The sequence below is a fragment of the Alcaligenes sp. GW821-FHT11D07 genome (assembly GCF_058808495.1).
The window spans coordinates 396,858-417,498 of sequence record NZ_JBXART010000002.1 but is presented as its reverse complement, the minus strand read 5'-3'; the positions used below and the strand labels follow the sequence as shown (position 1 = coordinate 417,498).

Below are 20,641 nucleotides of genomic sequence, written 5' to 3'. Positions count from 1 at the left end.
CCAGGCGCAGGACAAGCCAATAACAGACCTGCATTTGAGCCAGGTCAGGATTCGTTCAATGCACGGAACAATACAGCGCAGCGGGTACCCGTGCGGCAATAGGCCAATGTCGGGCCGGGCAAGGCTTCGAGCAACTGGCCAAAACGGGCCACATCGTCAGAAGTAATCGCGCTACCCACAACTGGCTGATACTCCACTTGCAGGCCAGCGGCTTGGGCAGCCTTCATGACATCGGCCGACAAGGGTTGCGCCGGGCCGCCTTCCATATCGGGCCGGTTGATAATGACACTTTTGAAACCGGCGTCGGCCACGGCTTGCATGTCCTCTCCCGATAACTGAGGCGCCACGGCCAATTGCTCGGTCAAAAACTGATGGGGAAAGGACATAAAAAACTCCTGAAATCGGAATACACTGAATTAGTTCAAAGGAAAAATAGTATGTTCCCCCCCGATAGTACGCAAGCCCCTTTCTCGTCGGCCTTGCCACAAGGCAGTCACGCTAGTGCCTTGCTGGTTCGCCGGGCCACTTTGGACGATATGGCTGCCGTCCAAAGCATCTATGCCTACCATGTGCTGCACAGCACAGCGACTTTTGAGCAAATCCCGCCCGATGAGCAGGAAATGCGCTCGCGCTTTAGCAAAAACCAGGAGCAAAACCTGCCCTGGCTGGTCGCTCAACTGGGTGAGCACATCGTGGGCTACGCCTATGCCGGTATCTACCGCCCCCGCCCCTCTTATCGCTACACCCTGGAGGACTCCATATATCTGGCCCAAGGACAGACGGGGAAAGGCTTAGGCAAGGTCTTGCTGGAACAACTGCTGATCGAGTGTGAAAAAGGCCCCTGGCGGCAAATGATTGCCGTGATTGCCGGTCAAGACAGCCGCGGCTCAATTGCGCTGCACCGTTCCCTGGGTTTTGCCCATGTCGGCACCTTGCCCGCAGCGGGTTATAAATTCCAACAATGGATTGACGTGGTACTCATGCAGCGAGCCTTGGGTGAAGGCAATCAGAGCCCACCCTCAGACCCAAGCTGAACACCGCATCAGGCAATACGCAAACTGTAGCGATCCAGCCATTGCTGCATCTCATCGCTAGCTAAAACCTCGTACTCGGCCAAACGCTGGGCCCCAACGGGATCGTCCTGCACGGTCGCCAGCGACGGATGGCACATCATGCTGTCACCATGCTGCATAACTGCCAACCAGGCCTGCACCAGGGCGCTGTAGCGCTCCTTGCCCCCTTGAAAGTCATACACACCGGTAAAACCGGTATTCAAGGTAACGCCCTTGGCTCTGGCCTGACGCAGCAACTCCTTGGAACCTAAAGCAGCAATTACCTGCGCCTTGAATCTGTCCTTGAAGGCAAAGCCGGATGCCAGCCGTTGAGCGCCGGTATAGCGCAGCCAGGGCATGGCCGCAGCGTAGCGACGCTCCATCTCGGCTAGCAGGGCATCACGGATCATGGGTAGTTGATGCACGTGCTGGTGTCCGTCTATATAGTCCGGCCCCTGCCCCATGACCTCCTCAAACCGGTCCAGCTGACGCGCCACGCTCGCTTTGACCTTGTTCGCATCCAGCCGGTGTAGCAAGCTGCGCACAATCACCTGTTTGAGCGGCATCGCATACGCGCCCGCTTGCGAGGCAAACTCGGTAAAATTCAGGTGCAAACCTTTTTGCAGCGTGCTCTGGCGCAGTGCTGGCGCATTGTGCACAAAGCTGTCCCCATCCACCAAACAGGATGTTCCTGTCAGGCGTCGGGCCTGGGCCAATTTCAGCACTGCCTCATCCACATCAGGGGCCATGCCAAAATCATCCGCGCATATACTGATCTGCCTGTCCTTGGCCACTGCTCGCTCCGCTTACGCTATGTCTCGTCAAATCATTCTGTTCATTCTGGTTGGCACACTGGCCGCCCTCACGCACTGGGGGATTGTAATCGCAGTCGTGCGCACGCTGGAGCTGCCTGCTTTGCTGGCGAATCTATTTGGCTGGCTGATCGCCTTTATCGTGTCCTTCAGCGGGCACTACTGGCTGACGTTTCGCCAGCAAGAGGCCAAGCTGGGTCCCGCCCTGGGGCGTTTTTTCCTGGTGTCGGCCGCTGGCTTTGCCATCAACGAAGCCAGCTATGCCCTGCTGCTCAAATACAGTGGCCTGCGTTATGACATCTTGCTGGGCATGATTCTTATTGCTCTGGCAGTGCTGACGTTTTTGGCGGGACGCCTTTGGGCGTTTCGCCGCACATAATGGCGTGCTCGTCCTGACCAAAGTGCCACAAAGCGATACGGTGGTCTTCGTACAGGCGTTGGGCATGATTCAAAGCCACGCTCTGGCGCACCGCATCAGGCGTACCAATCAACCAGAACACCGTTTGCCTGTCTTGGCATAACTGCTTACGCAGCGTGGCCCTATCGATCAAAGTCTGTTGGCCGCGCTGAGGCTCAAACCGGGCTGCCTCCAGCAACTCCTTGCGCCAACTGTCCGTGCGCATAATCTCGGGATCATCCCAACGGCCCACCACACTGACGGTTTTCAGATCCGGTACGTAAAATCCCAAGTCGTAGCGGTAGGTATTCAGAAAAACCACCTGATCACCCGGCTGATATTCCGCAGCCAAAACACGGCCCAATTCGCGACTATTTACCTGAGGACGCAAGACCATCGTCACGACGGCTGCCAGACATAGCAAGCCTCCCAGGGCCAGACTCCAGACCGCCCGACGATCAACCTTGGCTGCCCCGTCGCGCACGCGTTGGGCAATGACCGCATCCGCCAGGAAAAATGCCCAAGGGCCCATCGCTGGCAAGATATAGCCCACCAGTTTGGAGGCAGGAATCGAGAAGAACAGCAGCACAGTCAACAAAGCCGACAGCATCAAACCCCGCACAGAACCCAAGCCGTCCTGAGCCTTGAGCACGCCACGATGGCGCGAGAACAGGAAAGGAGCCCAGGTTAAGCTGGCCGCCGGCATCAGGGCAAAATAAAACCAGAAGGGCTGGGGATTATTGAAGCCTGTTTCCAGAAAGCGCTGGAAGTGCTGATAGACGATGTAGTAATCAAAAAAGCCTGGATAGCGCTCCTGCATGGCCCACATCCAGGGAATTGTCACCAGAGCCAGTACACCCAGGCCAGTTAGCGAAAACAGGCGCAGCAAGGTCCTGAACTGCCGGCGGGCTAGCAGCCAGAAAAGTAAAATTGCGCCGGGAATCAAAATCCCGATCAGGCCTTTTGCCAAAAAGGCCAAGCCAGCCGTGGCGTACAGACTCATCAAGGCCAGACGATACGGCCGGCCCTGCTCCATCTGCAAAGCAGCATGACCACCTGACAAAACACAGCAAGTGATCAAGGCGGCGACCGTCATGTCCAGATTGGCGTAATGAGATGCACCGAACAACAAGGGGCTACTGAGCAGAATGATTGTTGTCCAGCCTGCATGGGACTTGCTGGCGTGGGCTCGTAAAAAAACATGCATGGCAGCAACTAACAACGCCGCCATCACAGCAGGAACCAGACGGGCGCCCACAAAATTCACACCCACGACTTTCAGGCTCAAGGCAGTGAGCCAATAATGCAAAGGCGGTTTATGAAAAAACGGCAAGCCGTCCAGACGCGGGACCAGATAGTCACCCGACTCCAGCATAGACAGCGCCACACCCACGTAGCGCCCCTCATCCGGGATCAGCAAGGGGTAGGCCCCCAGGGTCACTGCAAACCACAGCAGTGACAGCAAACCCACCGACACACTCGATAGCGTGCCCAAGCGCTGCACTGCTCGCCGCAGCCAATAGGCGGCACTACGCGATTGCCCAAGCGGCAGCGTCGCACCCGCAGCAGAATAAGAATTGTCGATACTCATCGTTCCAAGCCAAACCCAAAGAGGTAGGCAGCCACCAAGGTGACTGGCAAAAACGATTCAGAATATCGATGTGGCGTTCAAGTACCGTTGCGGGCAGCTATGCAGTGTTGCGATAGGCTGACCGCGGCTAGGCCCTGAAATCAGCGTTGATCCTGGTCCTGGACAGGGTTTTGTTCAATCGCCTGAGCATGCTCTTGGCTTTGAGCCAGACCCTGCCCCCGGCGACGATGCACCAGATACAGGGGCCGGTTCTTGACCTCGGCAAAGATGCTGGCGACATATTCCCCCACCACGCCCAAGGACAGCATGTTCACCCCCGCAAAAAACAGCACCACGGTAATCAAGGAGGCCCAGCCACGGACCGCATCGCCGTAGAGCAAGTGCTTGAAGATAATGAACAAACCATAGCCGAAAGACAGCATGGCCAAGACAGCACCGGCCAAACTGAGCAGGCGCAGCGGCCAAGTCGTGAAGGCAGTCAAACCATCCACGGCAAAGCGCAACAACTTGGCGGGCTTGAAACGGCTGACGCCATACAAGCGCTCGGCAGGCGAATAGTAAATGGGCTCGGACGGGAAACCTACCCAGGCAAACAGCCCTTTCATGAAGCGGCTGCGTTCGGGCAATGCCAGCAAAGCATCCACCACACAGCGGTCCATCAGGCGAAAATCACCCGCATCGCGTGGTACGCGCAAACCATTGGAGGTGCGCATCAGCTTGTAAAACAAGCTGGTACCAGCCCGCTTCATCCAGGTCTCGTCGTCACGGGTTTCCCGCACGGCATAGACCATCTCCAATCCGGTGGACCAACGCTCCAGCATGGCTTCGATCAAGGCGGGAGGATGCTGCAAATCGGCATCCATGCACACGACCACCTGCCCGCGACTGGCCTCCAGCCCCGCTGTCAGCGCCGCTTCTTTACCAAAGTTGCGCGACAACTGCAGGTACACCAGTTGTGGATAGGTTTGACGCAGTTGCTCAACGACCAAAGGCGTTGCGTCCGTGCTGCCATCATCAACGAAAATGATTTCAAAATCCTGAACCAGCTCGCGCAACTTGGCCACCAACACCGGCATTAAAGCGGGTAGGTTTTCGGCTTCATTCAAGCCGGGAATAACGCAAGAAAGCGTCTGGGCCTGTCTTTTTTCAATCATTCTTTCTCGAGCACCATGCTGTAACAAAACCAAGGTCCAGCCAACAAAAAGTAATCGTATCCCGCCAGACCGCCCAGTGCAATTTACCTTCCCTGATAACTATCCTTTCCTACCCAACGCATTTCAGGTTCCGGCCGGCCTAAGCAAGCCATTAAGCTCAGAAAAATGCCGAAACGCCACATCTATACTCTGAAACCTGGGCTCAGTGTAGGGAGGCAGGCGTTGAATCCGCGTGAAATCAGACCTTAAAAACCGCGGTTTGCTGCGCGAATTCTTTGCTGCTTGACCCCGGGGAGCCGGGCCAATAAGATAGATAAAATATATATCTTTAAATTCAAAATATTATGGCTCTCAACACTTTATGTACCCGCCAGGAAATCCATGATCTGGTTTGGGACTTTTACGATCGCATCCGCATGGATGAGGTCCTTGGCCCGATTTTCTCCGAGCGCATCAAAGATTGGGACACCCATCTGGGAGTCATGGAAGAATTCTGGTCGTCCCTGCTGCTCAAGACAGACGGTTTCAATGGCAATCCCATGGCCAAGCATTTGTCGCTGAGCCATATTCAAGCCAGCCACTTTGAACAATGGCTGCGCCTGTTCAAAGAGACCTGTCAGGAACGCGAAAACCAAGCTATGGCCGAATTGGCGCTGGAATACGCTCAGCGTATCGCGCGCAGTTTCTGGTTCGGTTATCAGTTCCAGCACAACCCCACCCAAGTGGCCCGCGAACTGCAATTACCCTGATCATGCGCCTGACCAACCTTACTGATTACGCTCTACGCCAATTAATGTATCTGGGCCAGAACGAAGACAGGCTCTGTACCATCGCAGAAATTGCTCAGTACCACCAGATATCCCAAGCCCACCTGATGAAAGTTACCCACCTGCTGGCCAAAGGCGGCTGGATTCAGACTCAGCGGGGGAAAAATGGCGGCATGCGACTGGCGCGTTCCCCTGAAGATATCAATCTGGGCGAACTGGTCCGCTATACCGAAAATGATCTGGCCGTGGTGGAATGCCTGGGCAGCGGTACCCAATGTATTTTGAGCGGCCGGTGCAATCTGAGCGGTATTCTTAAACAGGCCTTGGCTCAGTTTCTGGCCTACCTGGATGGCTACACCTTACGGGACATCATTGTTCCCGGCAGCAGCCCCGAGCAGACCATTGCTTGGCCAACACGGGCCATGCACGCAGACTGATGCAATAGGACTGATGCAAACAGCCCCGGATTCTGCTGAATCCGGGGCTGTTTGTTTACGATCTGATCTAGTCGTTACGCAGGCAGAATCAAATCACTGCGCACCGTACCTGGGTGGGCTCGCACCGCATCCAGCAAATCCTGACCGGGAATACGATCCAGATCTGTCATGGCATAACCTAGTTCACCTTGTGTCTGTAGCTGCTGACGAGTGATGTTAAGGCCATGCTCAGCCAAAATATTATTCAGGCTGCCCATTGCACCGGGCACGTTGCGATGTACATGCAACAAGCGAACAGCACCGTGAATGTCGTAGTAGGACACTTCAGGGAAGTTCACCGAACCCTTGGTTGCACCACTACGCAAGAAGCTGACCAGCTTCTCAGCCACTTCACGACCAATGTTTTCCTGCGATTCCTGTGTGCTGCCGCCAATGTGCGGAGTCAGAATCACATTAGGCATCCCGATCAAGGGGCTCTTCAAAGGCTCGTCCACGCTTTTCGGTTCCGTTGGGAACACGTCCAGCGCGGCGCCCGCCAAATGGCCACTGACCAAGGCCTGATGCAAGGCTTCGATATCCACAACGGTACCGCGCGAAGCATTGATCAAAATAGAACCGGGCTTCATGGCCGCAATCGTGTCGGCGTTCATGATGTTATGAGTGCCCTGCCCGCCGGGCACGTGCAAAGTCACCACATCAGATTCAGCCAGCATCTGCTTTAAGCTGCCGTAAACACGTGCATTGCTCAGGGGCAGTTTGGATTCCACATCATGGTAGAGAACGCGCATGCCCAAGGCCTCGGCCAAGGTACCCACCTGAGAACCGATATTGCCGTAACCAATCACACCCAAGGTTTTGCCACGGATCTCGAAAGCACCATCGGCACTCTTGTCCCAGAAACCCTGGTGAACCCGCAGGTTTTTCTCGGGGATACGACGCAGCAACAAAATGGCTTCGCCCAGCACTAGCTCGGCTACAGAGCGGGTATTGGAGAACGGCGCATTAAAGACAGGTACCCCATGGTTCTGGGCTTGATCCAGATCGACCTGGTTGGTACCAATGCAAAAACACCCAAGGACTTTGAGCGCGTCAGCATGCTCGAGCACGCGACTGTCAAATTGGGTGCGGGAGCGAATCCCGACAATCTCGGCGCCTTTAACAGCATCCAGGAGTTCCTGACCCGACAAGGCTCCCTTGTAGGTCTGAATATCGGTCAAACCAGCAGCCTCAAAAACTTCACGGGCGCTAGGATGAATGTTCTCAAACAGGACAATGCGACTCATGATGGTTCCAGTCATTTAAATAGTATCTAAATGGTACTATTTTTTTAGCTCGCCTGATCGAGCATCAACAATAGCAGCAGGGGATTCAAATCTGGCAATCAGACTTAAGGCGATGAATCCAAAGCCGAATACAAAAACCCAGGCCCAGAAAATAATATCCAGAACCTGGGTTGCCCTACAACAGCCTGGCTAATCCCACGCCCAGGCTGCCTTAACAGTCCCTATCAGGAGCCAAATGGCACCGGACGGGGCGTGTTGTCACGCGAAGGTGGCAGGATTGGCAAAACGATTTCAGGCTGCTTGCCAGTCAGCGTTTTCAGGAACGCAACGATTTGGGCATTCTCTTCTGCAGAGAAACTGCGACCCAGCTGCAAACGTCCCATTGTATCGACTGCTTCGGTCAAGGTATTGACCGCGCCATCGTGGAAGTATGGGTAGGTCAGCTCAACGTTACGCAAGGTAGGTACCTTGAAGTTGAAACGGTCAGCATCTTTACCTGTGACCGCTGCACGGCCTTCGGCTGGGTTCAGCGTTTGGTAGGGCTCGATCAGACCCATTTTCTGGAAGGACGTACCGCCCAGGTTGGGACCGTTGTGACAAGCAACACAACCACTTCCTTTAAACAGCTGGTAGCCGGCCAGTTCCTGATCGGTAATGGCTTTCTTATCGCCCTTCAACCACAGGTCAAAGCGCGAGTCAGGGGTGACCAAGGTTTCTTCAAACGCAGCAATTGCAGTGGTGACTTCGTCAATACCGAAGTCTGCCTTGCCAAAGACTTGCTTGAATTCAGCCTTGTACTCGGGAATGGAGCTCAGGAACTCCATCGCCAATTCGTGCGTGAAGGCCATTTCTTTGGGGTTGGCAATCGGGCCACCGGCCTGCTCTTTCAAGTCATTGGCACGGCCATCCCAGAACTGGGCCATGTTCAGGCTGGAGTTCAGCACGGTCGGCGAGTTGATCGGGCCTTCCTGCCAGCGGTCACCGATGGAGGTACGGATATTGTCCGTGCCGCCCATGCTCAGGTTGTGACAGGAGTTACAGGAGATAAAGCCAGAACGCGACAGCCGAGGCTCAAACCACAGTTTTTTACCCAATTCCACACGAGCGGGGTCAGTAATAACAGCGGCGGGGATAGGCTGTACAGGCTCATTGCTTTGGGCATGGGCCACTGCACCGGCCAGTAAACCGGCAGCCAGAGCAGAGAGGGTGAACAGGCGTAATTTCATAACAACTTCCTTATGGGATGACAGAGCTTCCTGCCAGTGGGGCCCGGGTAGGACCCATAACCCTTCTGGCCTTATGGACATCGTAAGGAATGCTATTTCATTACACATTGATACATCGCAAGGAAATAATCTTTATTATTTCTTTCGGGAACTTTCATTGATAAGTGCGACTACCCCGCAACAATCCTGCCTTCCACCTTGACGAAAGGCATAAAAAATGCCGCCGGTCCGAGGACTGGCGGCATGTCAGGATTATTGCAAAATGTGTTTTCTACACGCCCAAATAACGTGTCCACAATGTGCGGTCGGCACCTAAAGCCTCCGAATTACCCTGCCAGACCAATTTGCCACGCTCCAGAATAATGTGGTGGTCAGACAAAGCCATCAGACGCTCCACATATTTGTCGATCAGCAAGATGGTCTGCCCTTCTTCGCGCAGCACGGCCAGACAATTCCAGATCTCTTCACGCACCTTGGGTGCCAGCCCCTCGGACGCTTCATCCAGAATCAGCAGCTTGGGATTGGTAACCAAGGCCCGGCCAATGGCCAGCATCTGCTGTTCACCGCCCGAAAGCTGGTTGCCCATATTGGACGCGCGTTCACGCAAGCGCGGGAAAAAGTCATAGACACGCTCTGGCGTCCAGGTCTTGTTGGCTTTGGGATTGCGCTTGCACGCAAAAGCCGTCAAGTGCTCCGCTACCGTCAGGTTGGGAAAACATTGACGCCCTTCAGGCACAATGGCGATCCCTGCACGGGCGATGCGATCTGAATTCCAGCCCGCAATAGACTGTCCATCAAACTTCACATCCCCGCCGCGCACGGGCAACTGACCCAGAATGGTCTTCAGCAAGGTCGTCTTGCCCATGCCATTGCGGCCCAGCACGGTTACCACCTGACCGCTACGAATGGACAAGTCCACCCCGAACAGCACCTGGCTGGCGCCATAGCCACTTTGTAATTGAGTCGTTTCAAGCATGGCTGTCTGCCTTGGTAGGAGCCGGCGTGTCATCATCACCCAGATAGGCTTGACGCACGGCCTCATTGTCGCGAATTTCTGCTGCAGTACCCGTGGCGATGATGTGACCTGCCACCAGCACAGAAATCCGGTCTGCCAGACGGAAAACCGCTTCCATATCGTGCTCGACCAGCAACATGGTGGCCTTGCCACGCATGGTTTCGATCAGCTCGGTCAGGCGCAGGGTTTCATCCGGGCCCATGCCTGCCATAGGCTCGTCCAGCAGCAATACCTGCGGACGGCTGGCCAGTGCCAAGGCGAATTCCACTTTGCGCTGCTCACCATGCGGCAACACGCCTGCCTGGGTATGCAAGAGCGAAGGATCAATCGCACATTCAGCAGCCAATTCACGAGCCTGCTCGTACAGCTCTTTCTCTGCCTGACGAGCTCGCCAGAAGCGGAAACTACTGCCGCTGCAGGCTTGCAAAGCCAGCACCAGATTGTCCAACACCGTGTAGTTCTTGAAGATATTGGTGATCTGAAAAGAGCGCGCCAGACCCGCGGCCACGCGCTGGTGACCGGACAGAGCCGTCACATCGCGCCCACTGAGCAAAAGCTGGCCCGCATCCGGCGTCAAAGTACCCGACAACAAATGGATCAAAGTGGACTTGCCAGCCCCGTTGGGACCAATCAAACCATGAATTTCACCGGGTACCAGATCCAGGGAAACATCGTTGGTGGCCTGCAAAGCACCAAAGCGCTTCATCAGACCGCGTGCTTGCAAAGCGGCACTGCCGCTGCCCGCCTTGGAGGCGGCTGCCATCGTGTTCGTCATGCCTGCTCCTTGGCGACAGTAGCTGGGTCAGCGGCCGAACGGATACGTACCAGTCCAGCCAGCCCCTTGGGTGCAAAAAACACCACCAGCAGCAACAAAATACCCAAAGGCATATGCCAGTATTCCGTCCAGTTGCGCAGGATCTCTTCCAACACCAACATGACAAAGGCACCCAGAGCACCGCCATACAGCAAACCAATACCACCCACCAAAACCATAATGATCAGGTCGGCCGACTGGGTCCAGTTCATCAGGCTGGGCGAGACAAACAGATTATGGTTAGCCAGCAAGGCACCGGCCAGCCCCATCACCGCACCACTCAGGGAGTAAGCCGTCAAACGAATGCGGTAGACGGGGTAACCCAAGGTCGTCATGCGGCTTTCGTTTTCACGCGTGCCCATCAAGGCCTGCCCAAATCGGGCATTGGCCAGACGCTGGAACAAGAACAGCACTGCCACCAAAATGGCCAGAACCAGGTAGTAAAAGCTCAGGTCATTACCCAGATCAATACCAGGCAAAGTCGATGGGCTGTACATGTTCAGACCGTCCTCACCACCGTACTGGCGCAAGGAGATGAACAGGTAAAAGATCATCTGGGCAAAGGCCAGCGTAATCATGATGAAGTACACACCACGGGTACGCAGCGACACGGCGCCGGTCAGAAAGGCCAGCAAGCCAGAGATCAACATGGCGGCAGGCCAGGAGATCAAGGCACTTTGTACGCCTTCGGTTGCCAGAATGCCCACCGTGTAGGCACCTGCCCCAAAAAACGCAGCATGGCCCAAGGCCACCATCCCGCCGTAGCCCAACACCAGATTCAAGGCACTGGCAGCCAGGGCGTAGATAAAGATGCGGCGTACAAACGAGACATAAAACTCAAGCCCGTACATAGGCGCAATCAGCGGGAAGGCCAGCAAAGCCAGCAGCGCCAGGGCAGATAAAATACGCGAAGTAGACATACATTAACCTCGCGCCGGGAACAAGCCCGAAGGACGGAAAACAAGAACAACAGCCATCAGGACATAGATGGAAATGGCCGCAATCGTAGGACCGACGCTGGAGGCCACATCAGCCGGGAAGACATTGCGCAGCAACATGGGCAGGAATGCACGGCCAGCGGTATCGACCATACCCACCAGCAAGGCACCAACAAAAGCACCACGAATTGAGCCAATACCACCGATCACAATGCAGACCAGCACCAGGATCAGGATGTCCTCGCCCATACCGATTTGCACGGCGGTAATAGGACCCAGCAAGGCACCGGCCAGCGCTGCCAAGGCTGCACCCAGGGTGAACACACCCAGGAACAGAATAGGCACACGGACACCCATAAGGGTGGCCATTTGACGGTTGGAGGCGCCCGCCCGTACCAGCACACCCGCACGTGTTTTAGTCACGAAGGCATACAGGGCCAAAGCCACCACCAGACCGACCGCGATAATCATCAGACGGAAGGCTGGATAGAGAAAATCGGGTAGAAGTTCAACAGGACCGGCCAGCAAGGCAGGCATGTTCAACATGACGGGGGTTGGACCCCAAATCATTTTGACCGCATCGTTGGCGATCAAAATAACGGCATACGTTCCCAAGACCTGCGCCAAGTGATCACGGGTGACCAGCTTGCGCAATATGAGAATTTCCAGGGCAATACCGACCAGAGCTGTTACGACTACCGCCACCACAATGGCGGCGGTAAAAGACCCTGTGCGCTGCATGGTTTCCGCGGCCACATAGGCTCCCGCCATATAGAGGGAGCCGTGGGCCAGGTTCATAATGTCCATGATGCCGAAGACCAAAGTCAGGCCTGCGGCAATCAGGAACAACATCAAACCAAATTGCAAACCATTCAGCAATTGCTCGCTAATCAGAATGAGCGACATGCTTTTACCACCTGTGAATCTTATTTAAGTTTGCACTCTTTCGCGTAGACGTCCTGGTAGGAGTCAAACACTTTGCTAACCATACGGTTTACAAGACGACCGTCCTGATCCTTGACCACCTCACGCAGGTAGTAAGCCTGGATGGGGAAGTTGTTATTGCCATAGGTGAAAGAGCCGCGCACCGAGTTGTAGTCCGCTGCTTTCAAGGCCGCCAAGACGGCTTCACGGTCCGATACCTTGCCGTCTACCTGTTTGACGGCAGCATCAATCGCCAGGATGACGTCATAAGCCTGAGCGGCGTAGACCGAGGGGTAACGGCCGTCGTAGGCTTTACGGAATGCGTCAACAAAGGTTTTGTTGGCAGGAACATCCAGGTCAGGCGACCACTGCGCGGTGTTCAACATACCCAGGATAGGCTCGCCCACCGCAGGGATGATGTCCTCGTCACCGGAGAACGCAGGGCCCAGCAAAACCACATCTTTGTTCAGGCCAGCAGCCACGAACTGTTTGATGAAGTTGATGCCCATGGCGCCGGGCAAGAAGAAAAACACAGCCTGGGGCTTGGCAGCACGGATCTGAGCCAATTCAGCCGAGTAATCGATCTGGCCCAGCTTGGTGTAGAGCTCATCGCCCACGGGTTTGCCGTAACCGCGCTTAAAGCCGGTCAGGTGATCTTTGCCCGCTGGATAGTCAGGAGCAATGATGAACATTTTTTCGTAGTTGCGATCCGCAGCCACTTTACCGGCGGCTTCGTCAAAGGCGTCGTTCTGGTAGGACACGCCAAAGAAGTAGGGATTACAACCGGCACCGGCCAACTGGCTGGGACCTGGATTGCTGGTCAGGTAAGGCACTTTGGCCGAGAACAGGGCGGGTGCCACTGCCAGGGCGACGTTAGAACCGACTGGGCCGGTAAAAAAGTCGATCTTCTCGCGCTGCACGAAGCGATTGACCAATTGGCGGGCCTGGTCGGGGTTACCCGCCATATCTTGCTGAATGAACTCGGCCGGGAAACCACCCAGCTTGCCGTCCAGTTGTTTGATGGCCAGATTAAAGCCATCCCGAACTTCACCACCGACGGCGGCAAAAGGGCCAGACGTGTCCATTGCCATACCGACCTTGATGGTATCGGCATGGGCTACAGAGCCACCAAAAGCCGCAGCTAACGCTACGGTCAATGCAATACGTTTCATGTTATCTCCTTGCGCCACCGCGCTTATAGGCTGTCTTTATTTAAGATGCACAGCAGATCGAGCTACAAATTCAACTATGCCAACCATTCATTTATAAATAGTTTAGTTATGAAACAATTTTGCTGGCAAGCTGTGGTTTTTACCTACACCTCGTAAACGCCCTGTTAATTCAGCAGAAAAATGGGCTTGCCTGCCAATCCCAGAGACGGTTAAGCACTATAACGACTGTAGAGATAGCCGTTTATGCACGTTTTCCTTGATTTTGTTACTTGGGGCCGGCTGGGGCGCTGCTACACTGAATATTCGCCTCATTTTTGGAGCTCCCATGCGTATCTCCCACTCTCTGTGCCGCCTAGTAGCATGTAGCGCCCTGCTCGTTCCGGTTTTGAGCAGCGCACAGTCATCGGAATCCGTTTATCTGGCCGATCTGGCAGCGTCTAACAAGCAAGTGAATCAGCAATATCAAAGCCTGATGCAAGACGTCTCCAAACGTGCCGCCTGGGTCAAAGAATTCGGTACTGCCTCGCCCGCCCAAACGGTGTCGCTGGATGGCCGCGACTACCAACTGTTCCAGGGCTGCAAACCTCATGACTGCACCAGCGCAAGCTATGTCGTCTTGCTGGATACGCAAAAGCAGACAATGAGCTACGGTGCCTTCATAGAAAACAAGGCGTCCGACAAGGGCACGGCCAGCAGCCAGATTCAGTGGTTGGGAGACCCCGAGCTTGATCAGCTGCGGTTGATGGGGCCTGCGCTGTTCTAAATAAACAGCGCTTGACCTTGCCCCCGTGGGAAGGCTTAAGCTGACTCCATCGTTTTCATCAACAGGAGTCAGCTATGTCCACCTTCTCCGTTCCAGACATGACCTGCGGTCATTGCGTACGCAGCATCACCGAGGCCATTCAGGCCGTCGCCCCTCAAGCTACCGTCAGCACTGACCTGGATAAGCACCAGGTTACTGTTGAAGGTCTGGATGGTGCACAAGCCCTGAAAGTCATCGAAGAAGCGGGTTACACCCCCAGCGCACTGTAAATGCCACGCACCGTCAAGGTGCCAGCCATACAGTGACAAAAAAGGCCGGTTAATACCGGCCTTTTTTATTGCTGCGTAGATTTTCGGACTTAACCCAACTGGCCCAGAACCGGGAAGGTTTTTAGCACCCAGATGGCAAAGCGCGCCAGTTCGCCCGTTGCCATGGCCCAGCCCATCAGAATCAGTACCAGACCGGCACCCCAACGTACATAACGGCCAATTTTGCGAATTTGCGTCATGCGTTGCAGGAACGGGGTCAAAAAGCAGGCAGCGAGCATGAACGGTACGCCCAAGCCCAGAGCATAGACAGACAGCAAAATGCTCGCCTTGCCCGCACTGGCGGTACTGGCCCCCATCATGAGAATCCCGGCCAGAATGGGGCCGATGCACGGCGTCCACCCAAAACCGAACGCCAAACCCATCACGGTTGCCCCGCCTGGCCCAGCCGCCTTGCCTGACTCGAAACGGTAATAGCGCTGCAGGCTCATGGGCATGCGCAGCAAACCCATAACACTGAACCCTGCCAGCGCCACCATCACCCCGGCCGCAATATTGAGCTCATAGCGATACGCCATCAGCATCTGCCCCAGATAGGACAGACTGGCCCCCAGAGCAATAAACACCAGCGAAAAGCCCGCGACAAAGCAAACACTGCGTCCTAATAACTGACTGCGTTTGACCTCTTTATAGGCCTGCCCGTCCCCGGCTAAATAGGACAAATAGCCGGGCACCAGCGGCAAGACGCAAGGGGACAGAAACGACGCCATCCCCGCTAAAAATGCAGTTATCAGGGCGATCAAGCCCAAATCCAAAGACACCATTTCCATATCAAGGGGCCGCTGGAGCTGGGGAAGGAGCAGCCGCGGCTGGCAGACGCATGCGTTCGCGCGCCAGTTGCAAGCCTTGAGTCACAACCTTGGCTGTTTCAGAGTCTGCCGGGAACTGCGCCAGCAAACGCTCCCAATAGTCGATCGCAGCAGGGTAATTTTCCTTATGCAAGGCAGCGGCACCGGCCAACATCAGGCCCAATGGCTCTTCCGGGTACAAATCCAGCGAGCGTTTGACCAAACGGCCCGGCAAACCGTCCAGCGTATCCATCCCTGCCAAGAGCATGGACTCCGCGTATTCAGACAGCGCTGTCGGATCACCGTCCACGACCGGCATAGCCTTGGCATAGGCCTCTGCCGCTTCCTTGTGACGGCCGTAATAACGGTGCGAACGCGCCATCATCAACCAGGCGCCAGGATCATCCGGATTCTCTTTCAGACGTTGCTCCAGGCGAGCCACCATGGCCTCAATATCCACCGGTTGCGCATTGGCCTGCTGCTGTACCGCAGCCGGGTCCAGCATGAGCGGATTACCCAGATAAAAGTACAAAGCGACAGCAGCGACCGGAATGCTGAGCATCAAGGTCCAGGCAAGCTTGGGGGCACCATTTTGCATGGCTGGCTCGGTTTTCAGGCCCTCATTTTCCTCCAGCACACGCTGGCGCAAATCCATCTGGGCCTGCTCAAAATCCTGCTCTGACAGCACACCAGCCTGCTTGTCCCGTTCAATTTCCTTGAGCTGTTCTCGCAAAATGGCCAGATTGGCCTGCTTGTGTTCCACCACACGCTGCATGGCCGGTTTGCGCTTGACGCTGAGCATCAGAAAACCCGCACAGGCCAGCACCAGGACGGCGGCCAAAACATAAAAAACAATAGTCACGATTGTTCATCCCGAGAAGATCCCTGCAACAGGGCATCGGCTTGACGGCGTTGTTGCTCGGTCAGGGCCGTGTCATCACCGGCACGGCGGCGACGACGCAAGGTAAAGGCATAAACCAGAAAGCCTGCCAGCAGCAAAAAGGCAGGCCCAAGCCACAGGAAGAAAGTGCTGGACTTGAACGGCGGGCGATACAAAATGAAGTCGCCATAGCGGTCCACCATATAGCCACGAATTTGATCCGGGCTGCGCCCCTGCCCCAACTGCTCCATGATCTGCTGACGCAAATCCACAGCCAGCTCCGCACGAGAGGCTGCAATTGATTCGTTCTGGCAGACCAGGCAACGCAGCTCGGCAGCAATCTCCAGCATGACGGATTCCTGAGCACCCTGCGGCGCGGCCGCCTGGGCATGAGCAGAGGGCACAAACAGCCACAAGCTGGCTGCCAGTGCCGCCATCCATTGACGCATCATCATGGCTGCTGCTCCAAACGACGAATTAAAGGCAACAAGGTTTCCTCCATCGATTCGCGCGACACAGGGCCAATATGCTTGAAACGCACAATGCCCTGCTTGTCGATCACAAAGGTTTCCGGCACGCCGTAGACACCAAAATCGATACCCACACGGCCATCTCTGTCCATCACCGACACTTCGTAAGAATTGCCATTGCGCAGCAACCACTCGCGGCTTTCTTCAGGCACATCCTTGTAGTTCAAACCTACAACCGGCACCTTGTGCTGGGTGGACAATTCCTTGATGAAAGGATGCTCCGTCAAACACGGATAGCACCAGGACGCCCACACATTCAGCAGCCACACACGGCCTTTCATTTGCTCACCCGAAAAACTGGCCTCCGGATTGTGCAGTTGAGGCAGGCTAAAGGAAGGCGCCGGTTTGTCCACCAAAGGCGATGGCACCTCGCTAGGCCGCAAGGTCAGGCCTATTCCCAAAAAGACCAGCAAGAGCACAAAGCCGATCAGGGGGACGATAAAACGGTTCATGCCTGCACCTGCTTATTGATGGGTTTGCTCTGCGCAGCGCTGCGAGTTTGTTTAGCGCGATAGCGTCGGTCGCTGATTGCCAGACCACCGCCAAAAGCCATCAACAAACAACCCAGCCAGATGAAGTCCACCAAGGGCTTGTAGTACAAACGTACGCTCCAGCCGCCCTGCTCAAAGTTGTCGCCCAGTGCTACATAAATATGGCGCAGACCGTTGGCATTGATTGCCGACTCTGTCATGGGCAAGGCCGAGGACAGATAGGTGCGTTTTTCCGGATGCAAGGTGGCGACAACTTTGCCGTCCTGCAACAGCTCCACCGTGCCGCGTTCCGCCGAATAGTTCGGGCCGGGCACAATGCGAACCCCTTGGAAGCGAGCGTCATAAGCGCCCACCTGAGCGGTTTGCCCCGGTTGCAGCAAAACATCCGTTTCTGTCTCGTAATGGCTGACCATGGTCACCCCCAAGACAAACACGGCCACCCCCATATGCGCCAGATGCTGCCCCAGCCAACTACGTGGCTGCGAGAACACGCCGGAACGGGTGGCACGCACACGCTTGACCACATCAAACAAGCTGCCTAAGACGATCCACACCGCCAAACCCGCGCCCAAAGCAGCTGTGCCCTGCCAATGACCGTAGAACAGCGGAATGGCCGCGCCCAGCACGACGCTGAACACAATGACCAAAGACAGCTGACGCAGCATATCCATGAAGCTGGCCCGCTTCCAGTTCGCCATGACGCCAAACACAATCAGCACCAAGGCCGGAATCATCAAAGGCACAAAGACCTTGTTGAAGTACGGAGGCCCCACCGAAATTTTGCCCAAGCCCAAGGCATCCATAATCAAGGGATATAAGGTGCCCAACAAGACCGTACCTGTCACCACTACCAGCAAGACGTTGTTTACCAGCAGCAGGGATTCACGCGACACCACCGCAAACTGACCACCCGCCCCCACACGAGGCGCACGCCAGGCAAACAGAATCAGGGAGCTGCCTACAATCACGGCAAACAAGGCCAGGATGAACACGCCACGGGCGGGGTCGGTAGCAAAAGCGTGTACCGATGTCAGCACACCCGAACGCACCAGGAAAGCACCCAAGATGGACAGGGAGAAGGTGCTGATTGCCAGCAAGACCGTCCAGTTTTTGAAACTGCCTCGTTTTTCAGTGACAGCCAGCGAGTGAATCAAAGCGGTTCCTGCCAACCAGGGCACGAAGGAGGAGTTCTCTACCGGGTCCCAGAACCACCAGCCCCCCCAGCCCAATTCGTAATAGGCCCACCAGCTGCCCACGGCAATGCCCAGCGTCAGGAACAACCAGGCGGAGGTTGTCCAAGGACGCGACCAGCGCGCCCAGCTGGCATCCAGACGGCCTGCCAGCAAGGCGGCAATCGCAAAGGCAAAAGCCACGGAAAAGCCCACGTAACCCATGTACAGCAGCGGCGGGTGAACAATCAGGCCAATGTCTTGCAACAGCGTGTTCAGATCCAGACCTTCAGCCGGAACCGGGAACATGCGCTCAAAAGGGTTGGAGCTGATCAATACAAACAGCAAAAAGCCTGCCGTAATCAAGCCCAGCACACCCAGCACCCGAGCCAGCATGGCTTCAGGCAAAGAGCGCGAATACACGCTGACGGCAAAAGCCCAACCCGTTTGCATGAACATCCACAACAAGAGCGAGCCTTCATGCCCGCCCCAGACTGCAGCAATGCGATAGAACAAAGGCAGCTTGGTGCTTGAGTTCTGAGCAACGTAAGCCACCGAAAAATCAAAGCTGACGAAAGACCAGGCCAAACACAGCAAGCTGAACGCTACCAGACCAAACTGCCAGCGCGCGGCTGGACGGGCAAATGCCATCCAGGCCAAATTTCCGCGCCAGGCGCCATACAAAGACACCACACCTTGGGCCAGCGCCAGCACAAAGGTCAGGATCAGAGCAAAATGCCCAAGTTCCGGAATCATGGCTGAGCTCCTTGTTTGGCACGCTCGGCTTGTTCCATGGCGTGCATGGCCTCGGGTGGCATGTAGTTCTCGTCGTGTTTAGCCAGCACTTCTTCTGCCACAAAATGGCCCTGTTCATTCAGACGGCCTTGAGCCACAACGCCTTTACCTTCCTGGAACAGGTCGGGCAAGATGCCGGTATAGCTTACGGGCACCAGAGCCGCGCCATCGGTAATCACAAAGTTCACGGCCATACCTTGATTGCCACCCCGGCGGATGCTTTCCATTTGCACAATGCCACCCACCCGAAACGTCCGGTTTTCCGGGCTCTTACCTTCGCTGACTTCGGTAGGAGTGAAAAAGAACACCAGACTGCTTTGAAAGGCATTCAGAATCAGGGCCGTAGCAGCACCCAGCACGATCAAGGCTCCCAGGATCAGCACCAGGCGATTCTGTCGCTTAGTCATGACGGCTATCCCCCAAGGCACGCTCATCGCGTACCCGTTGCCAGGCACGTGCACGGCCTGCCCGGACGCTGAGCACTTCGCCCAGCATCAACACGGTACAGGCCAGAACCGAGCCCCACACATATACGGCGTAACCGCCCATGGCGAAAAAGTCGCCCACACTCGACCAATGCATCATCAGCCCTCCGTCAAGTTGCGAACCCAGGCGGTATGCGCCTCGCGTTCAAGAATCAAATTGCGTACCCGGTACAGTGCGATGGCAATGCTGTAGCACCACATGGCCAGACTCATCAGCAACATGCCCGTCAGCATGACCGTAGCCATGGACGGCGAGCTGGTCAGCGATACCGAGGCCCCCTGGTGCAAGGTGTTCCACCACTGCACCGAGAAATAAATCACCGGCACATTCACCACCCCGACCAAGGCCAGAATGGAAGCGGCTTTATCAGCGCGGCGTGGATCATCAATTGCGCCGCGCAAACCCATAAAGCCCATATACAAAAACAGCAGCAACAATTCGGAAGTCAGCCGGGCGTCCCACACCCACCAGGCCCCCCACATGGGCTTGCCCCACAAGGCACCTGTAACGAGCGACAAAACTGTGCAAATGGCGCCGGTCGGTGCCAGGGCAGCGGCCATCATGGCGGCAGTGCGGCTGTTAAACACCAGACAGAGCAAGGACCAGAAACCCATGGCCAGATAGATCAGCATGGACATCCAGGAGACTGGAACGTGCAGAAAAATGATGCGATAGCCCTCGCCCTGCTGAGCATCCGTGGGGGCTAGAAAAAACCCAACGTAGGCGCCGACCAGAAACAGTAGAAAGGCCAGGATGGCAGCCCAAGGCACAATGCGTCCGGCCAGGACATAGAAGTTTTGAGGAGCGGCGTAGCGATACAAAAAGTTCATG

The 20,641-nt window shown here is 55.7% G+C and carries 25 protein-coding genes; 6 read left to right on the top strand and 19 right to left on the bottom strand.

Features of this window, described 5'->3' with window-relative positions:
- Positions 1–44: 44 nt before the first annotated feature.
- Entirely contained in the window at positions 45–386 is a 342-nt protein-coding gene (locus AC1RSM_RS10550) for a protein tyrosine phosphatase family protein (protein ID WP_492932264.1), read from the bottom strand.
- A 51-nt stretch (positions 387–437) separates the two neighbouring features.
- Between AC1RSM_RS10550 and AC1RSM_RS10545 the strand changes: the two genes are divergently transcribed.
- Positions 438–1,034: a GNAT family N-acetyltransferase gene (locus AC1RSM_RS10545; RefSeq protein WP_492932262.1), complete on the top strand. Its 597-nt coding sequence runs from the start codon at positions 438–440 to the stop codon at positions 1,032–1,034.
- Positions 1,035–1,042: 8 nt separating this feature from the next.
- Here AC1RSM_RS10545 and AC1RSM_RS10540 read toward each other — a convergent pair whose 3' ends face one another.
- Positions 1,043–1,801, bottom strand: a complete 759-nt coding sequence (locus AC1RSM_RS10540; RefSeq protein WP_492932260.1) for a ChbG/HpnK family deacetylase — start codon at positions 1,799–1,801, stop codon at positions 1,043–1,045.
- Between AC1RSM_RS10540 and AC1RSM_RS10535 the strand changes: the two genes are divergently transcribed.
- The gene (locus tag AC1RSM_RS10535; RefSeq protein WP_492932258.1) at positions 1,800–2,243 is read left to right on the top strand and encodes a GtrA family protein; all 444 of its coding nucleotides are present in this window, start codon (positions 1,800–1,802) and stop codon (positions 2,241–2,243) included. The two genes, AC1RSM_RS10540 and AC1RSM_RS10535, sit on opposite strands and share 2 nt — an antisense overlap.
- Here the strand turns inward: AC1RSM_RS10535 and AC1RSM_RS10530 are convergent.
- Together AC1RSM_RS10530 and AC1RSM_RS10525 are read right to left on the bottom strand one after the other, a co-directional pair.
- Positions 2,182–3,852 carry an ArnT family glycosyltransferase gene (locus tag AC1RSM_RS10530; RefSeq protein ID WP_492932256.1) on the bottom strand — a complete coding sequence of 557 codons (1,671 nt, stop codon included), beginning with the start codon at positions 3,850–3,852 and terminating at the stop codon, positions 2,182–2,184. The two genes, AC1RSM_RS10535 and AC1RSM_RS10530, sit on opposite strands and share 62 nt — an antisense overlap.
- A 140-nt stretch (positions 3,853–3,992) precedes the next feature.
- Positions 3,993–5,006 carry a glycosyltransferase family 2 protein gene (locus tag AC1RSM_RS10525; protein WP_492932254.1) on the bottom strand — a complete coding sequence of 338 codons (1,014 nt, stop codon included), beginning with the start codon at positions 5,004–5,006 and terminating at the stop codon, positions 3,993–3,995.
- A 344-nt stretch (positions 5,007–5,350) separates the two neighbouring features.
- On the opposite strand from AC1RSM_RS10525, the gene AC1RSM_RS10520 reads away from it, so the two are divergent.
- Positions 5,351–5,755 (top strand): group III truncated hemoglobin, encoded by a 405-nt coding sequence (locus tag AC1RSM_RS10520; RefSeq protein ID WP_492932252.1) that lies wholly within the window; start codon positions 5,351–5,353, stop codon positions 5,753–5,755.
- A gap of 2 nt (positions 5,756–5,757) precedes the next feature.
- Positions 5,758–6,210 (top strand): RrF2 family transcriptional regulator, encoded by a 453-nt coding sequence (locus AC1RSM_RS10515; RefSeq protein ID WP_492932250.1) that lies wholly within the window; start codon positions 5,758–5,760, stop codon positions 6,208–6,210.
- A gap of 74 nt (positions 6,211–6,284) precedes the next feature.
- On the opposite strand, the gene serA is transcribed toward AC1RSM_RS10515, so the two are convergent.
- From serA to AC1RSM_RS10480, 7 genes are all read right to left on the bottom strand, one after another.
- The gene (gene serA / locus AC1RSM_RS10510; RefSeq protein ID WP_492932248.1) at positions 6,285–7,493 is read right to left on the bottom strand and encodes a phosphoglycerate dehydrogenase; all 1,209 of its coding nucleotides are present in this window, start codon (positions 7,491–7,493) and stop codon (positions 6,285–6,287) included.
- A gap of 224 nt (positions 7,494–7,717) precedes the next feature.
- Entirely contained in the window at positions 7,718–8,719 is a 1,002-nt protein-coding gene (locus AC1RSM_RS10505; RefSeq protein ID WP_492932246.1) for a cytochrome-c peroxidase, read from the bottom strand.
- Between the two features lie 271 nt (positions 8,720–8,990).
- Positions 8,991–9,695: an ABC transporter ATP-binding protein gene (locus tag AC1RSM_RS10500; protein ID WP_492932244.1), complete on the bottom strand. Its 705-nt coding sequence runs from the start codon at positions 9,693–9,695 to the stop codon at positions 8,991–8,993.
- The gene (locus AC1RSM_RS10495; protein ID WP_492932242.1) at positions 9,688–10,509 is read right to left on the bottom strand and encodes an ABC transporter ATP-binding protein; all 822 of its coding nucleotides are present in this window, start codon (positions 10,507–10,509) and stop codon (positions 9,688–9,690) included. The genes AC1RSM_RS10500 and AC1RSM_RS10495 overlap by 8 nt, the downstream gene beginning before the upstream one ends.
- Positions 10,506–11,468, bottom strand: a complete 963-nt coding sequence (locus AC1RSM_RS10490; protein ID WP_492932240.1) for a branched-chain amino acid ABC transporter permease — start codon at positions 11,466–11,468, stop codon at positions 10,506–10,508. The genes AC1RSM_RS10495 and AC1RSM_RS10490 overlap by 4 nt, the downstream gene beginning before the upstream one ends.
- A gap of 3 nt (positions 11,469–11,471) precedes the next feature.
- The gene (locus AC1RSM_RS10485) at positions 11,472–12,392 is read right to left on the bottom strand and encodes a branched-chain amino acid ABC transporter permease (protein ID WP_492932238.1); all 921 of its coding nucleotides are present in this window, start codon (positions 12,390–12,392) and stop codon (positions 11,472–11,474) included.
- 20 nt (positions 12,393–12,412) lie between these two features.
- On the bottom strand, positions 12,413–13,582 hold the full coding sequence (locus tag AC1RSM_RS10480; RefSeq protein WP_492932236.1) for an ABC transporter substrate-binding protein: 1,170 nt from the start codon (positions 13,580–13,582) through the stop codon (positions 12,413–12,415).
- A gap of 325 nt (positions 13,583–13,907) precedes the next feature.
- Here AC1RSM_RS10480 and AC1RSM_RS10475 point away from each other — a divergent pair, with 325 nt between their 5' ends.
- Together AC1RSM_RS10475 and AC1RSM_RS10470 are read left to right on the top strand one after the other, a co-directional pair.
- On the top strand, positions 13,908–14,345 hold the full coding sequence (locus AC1RSM_RS10475; RefSeq protein ID WP_492932234.1) for an Ivy family c-type lysozyme inhibitor: 438 nt from the start codon (positions 13,908–13,910) through the stop codon (positions 14,343–14,345).
- A 74-nt stretch (positions 14,346–14,419) separates the two neighbouring features.
- Positions 14,420–14,614 (top strand): heavy-metal-associated domain-containing protein, encoded by a 195-nt coding sequence (locus AC1RSM_RS10470; protein WP_492932232.1) that lies wholly within the window; start codon positions 14,420–14,422, stop codon positions 14,612–14,614.
- 89 nt (positions 14,615–14,703) lie between these two features.
- Here AC1RSM_RS10470 and AC1RSM_RS10465 read toward each other — a convergent pair whose 3' ends face one another.
- The 8 genes from AC1RSM_RS10465 to ccmC are packed head-to-tail and all read right to left on the bottom strand — an operon-like array spanning position 14,704 to position 20,640.
- Positions 14,704–15,435, bottom strand: a complete 732-nt coding sequence (locus AC1RSM_RS10465; RefSeq protein ID WP_492932230.1) for a cytochrome c biogenesis CcdA family protein — start codon at positions 15,433–15,435, stop codon at positions 14,704–14,706.
- 7 nt (positions 15,436–15,442) lie between these two features.
- Positions 15,443–16,321: a c-type cytochrome biogenesis protein CcmI gene (gene ccmI / locus AC1RSM_RS10460; RefSeq protein WP_492932228.1), complete on the bottom strand. Its 879-nt coding sequence runs from the start codon at positions 16,319–16,321 to the stop codon at positions 15,443–15,445.
- Positions 16,318–16,794 carry a cytochrome c-type biogenesis protein gene (locus AC1RSM_RS10455; protein WP_492932226.1) on the bottom strand — a complete coding sequence of 159 codons (477 nt, stop codon included), beginning with the start codon at positions 16,792–16,794 and terminating at the stop codon, positions 16,318–16,320. The genes ccmI and AC1RSM_RS10455 overlap by 4 nt, the downstream gene beginning before the upstream one ends.
- On the bottom strand, positions 16,791–17,321 hold the full coding sequence (locus AC1RSM_RS10450; protein WP_492932224.1) for a DsbE family thiol:disulfide interchange protein: 531 nt from the start codon (positions 17,319–17,321) through the stop codon (positions 16,791–16,793). The genes AC1RSM_RS10455 and AC1RSM_RS10450 overlap by 4 nt, the downstream gene beginning before the upstream one ends.
- Positions 17,318–19,285, bottom strand: coding sequence for a heme lyase CcmF/NrfE family subunit (locus AC1RSM_RS10445; RefSeq protein WP_492932222.1), 1,968 nt, complete (start codon positions 19,283–19,285; stop codon positions 17,318–17,320). Before AC1RSM_RS10445 ends, AC1RSM_RS10450 begins: the two co-directional genes overlap by 4 nt.
- Complete coding sequence (gene ccmE / locus AC1RSM_RS10440) at positions 19,282–19,731, bottom strand: cytochrome c maturation protein CcmE (RefSeq protein ID WP_492932220.1); 450 nt, start codon at positions 19,729–19,731, stop codon at positions 19,282–19,284. The genes AC1RSM_RS10445 and ccmE overlap by 4 nt, the downstream gene beginning before the upstream one ends.
- Positions 19,724–19,909, bottom strand: coding sequence for a heme exporter protein CcmD (ccmD, locus tag AC1RSM_RS10435; RefSeq protein ID WP_081045431.1), 186 nt, complete (start codon positions 19,907–19,909; stop codon positions 19,724–19,726). The genes ccmE and ccmD overlap by 8 nt, the downstream gene beginning before the upstream one ends.
- The gene (gene ccmC, locus AC1RSM_RS10430) at positions 19,909–20,640 is read right to left on the bottom strand and encodes a heme ABC transporter permease CcmC (RefSeq protein WP_266121199.1); all 732 of its coding nucleotides are present in this window, start codon (positions 20,638–20,640) and stop codon (positions 19,909–19,911) included. Before ccmC ends, ccmD begins: the two co-directional genes overlap by 1 nt.
- Position 20,641 lies beyond the last annotated feature (1 nt).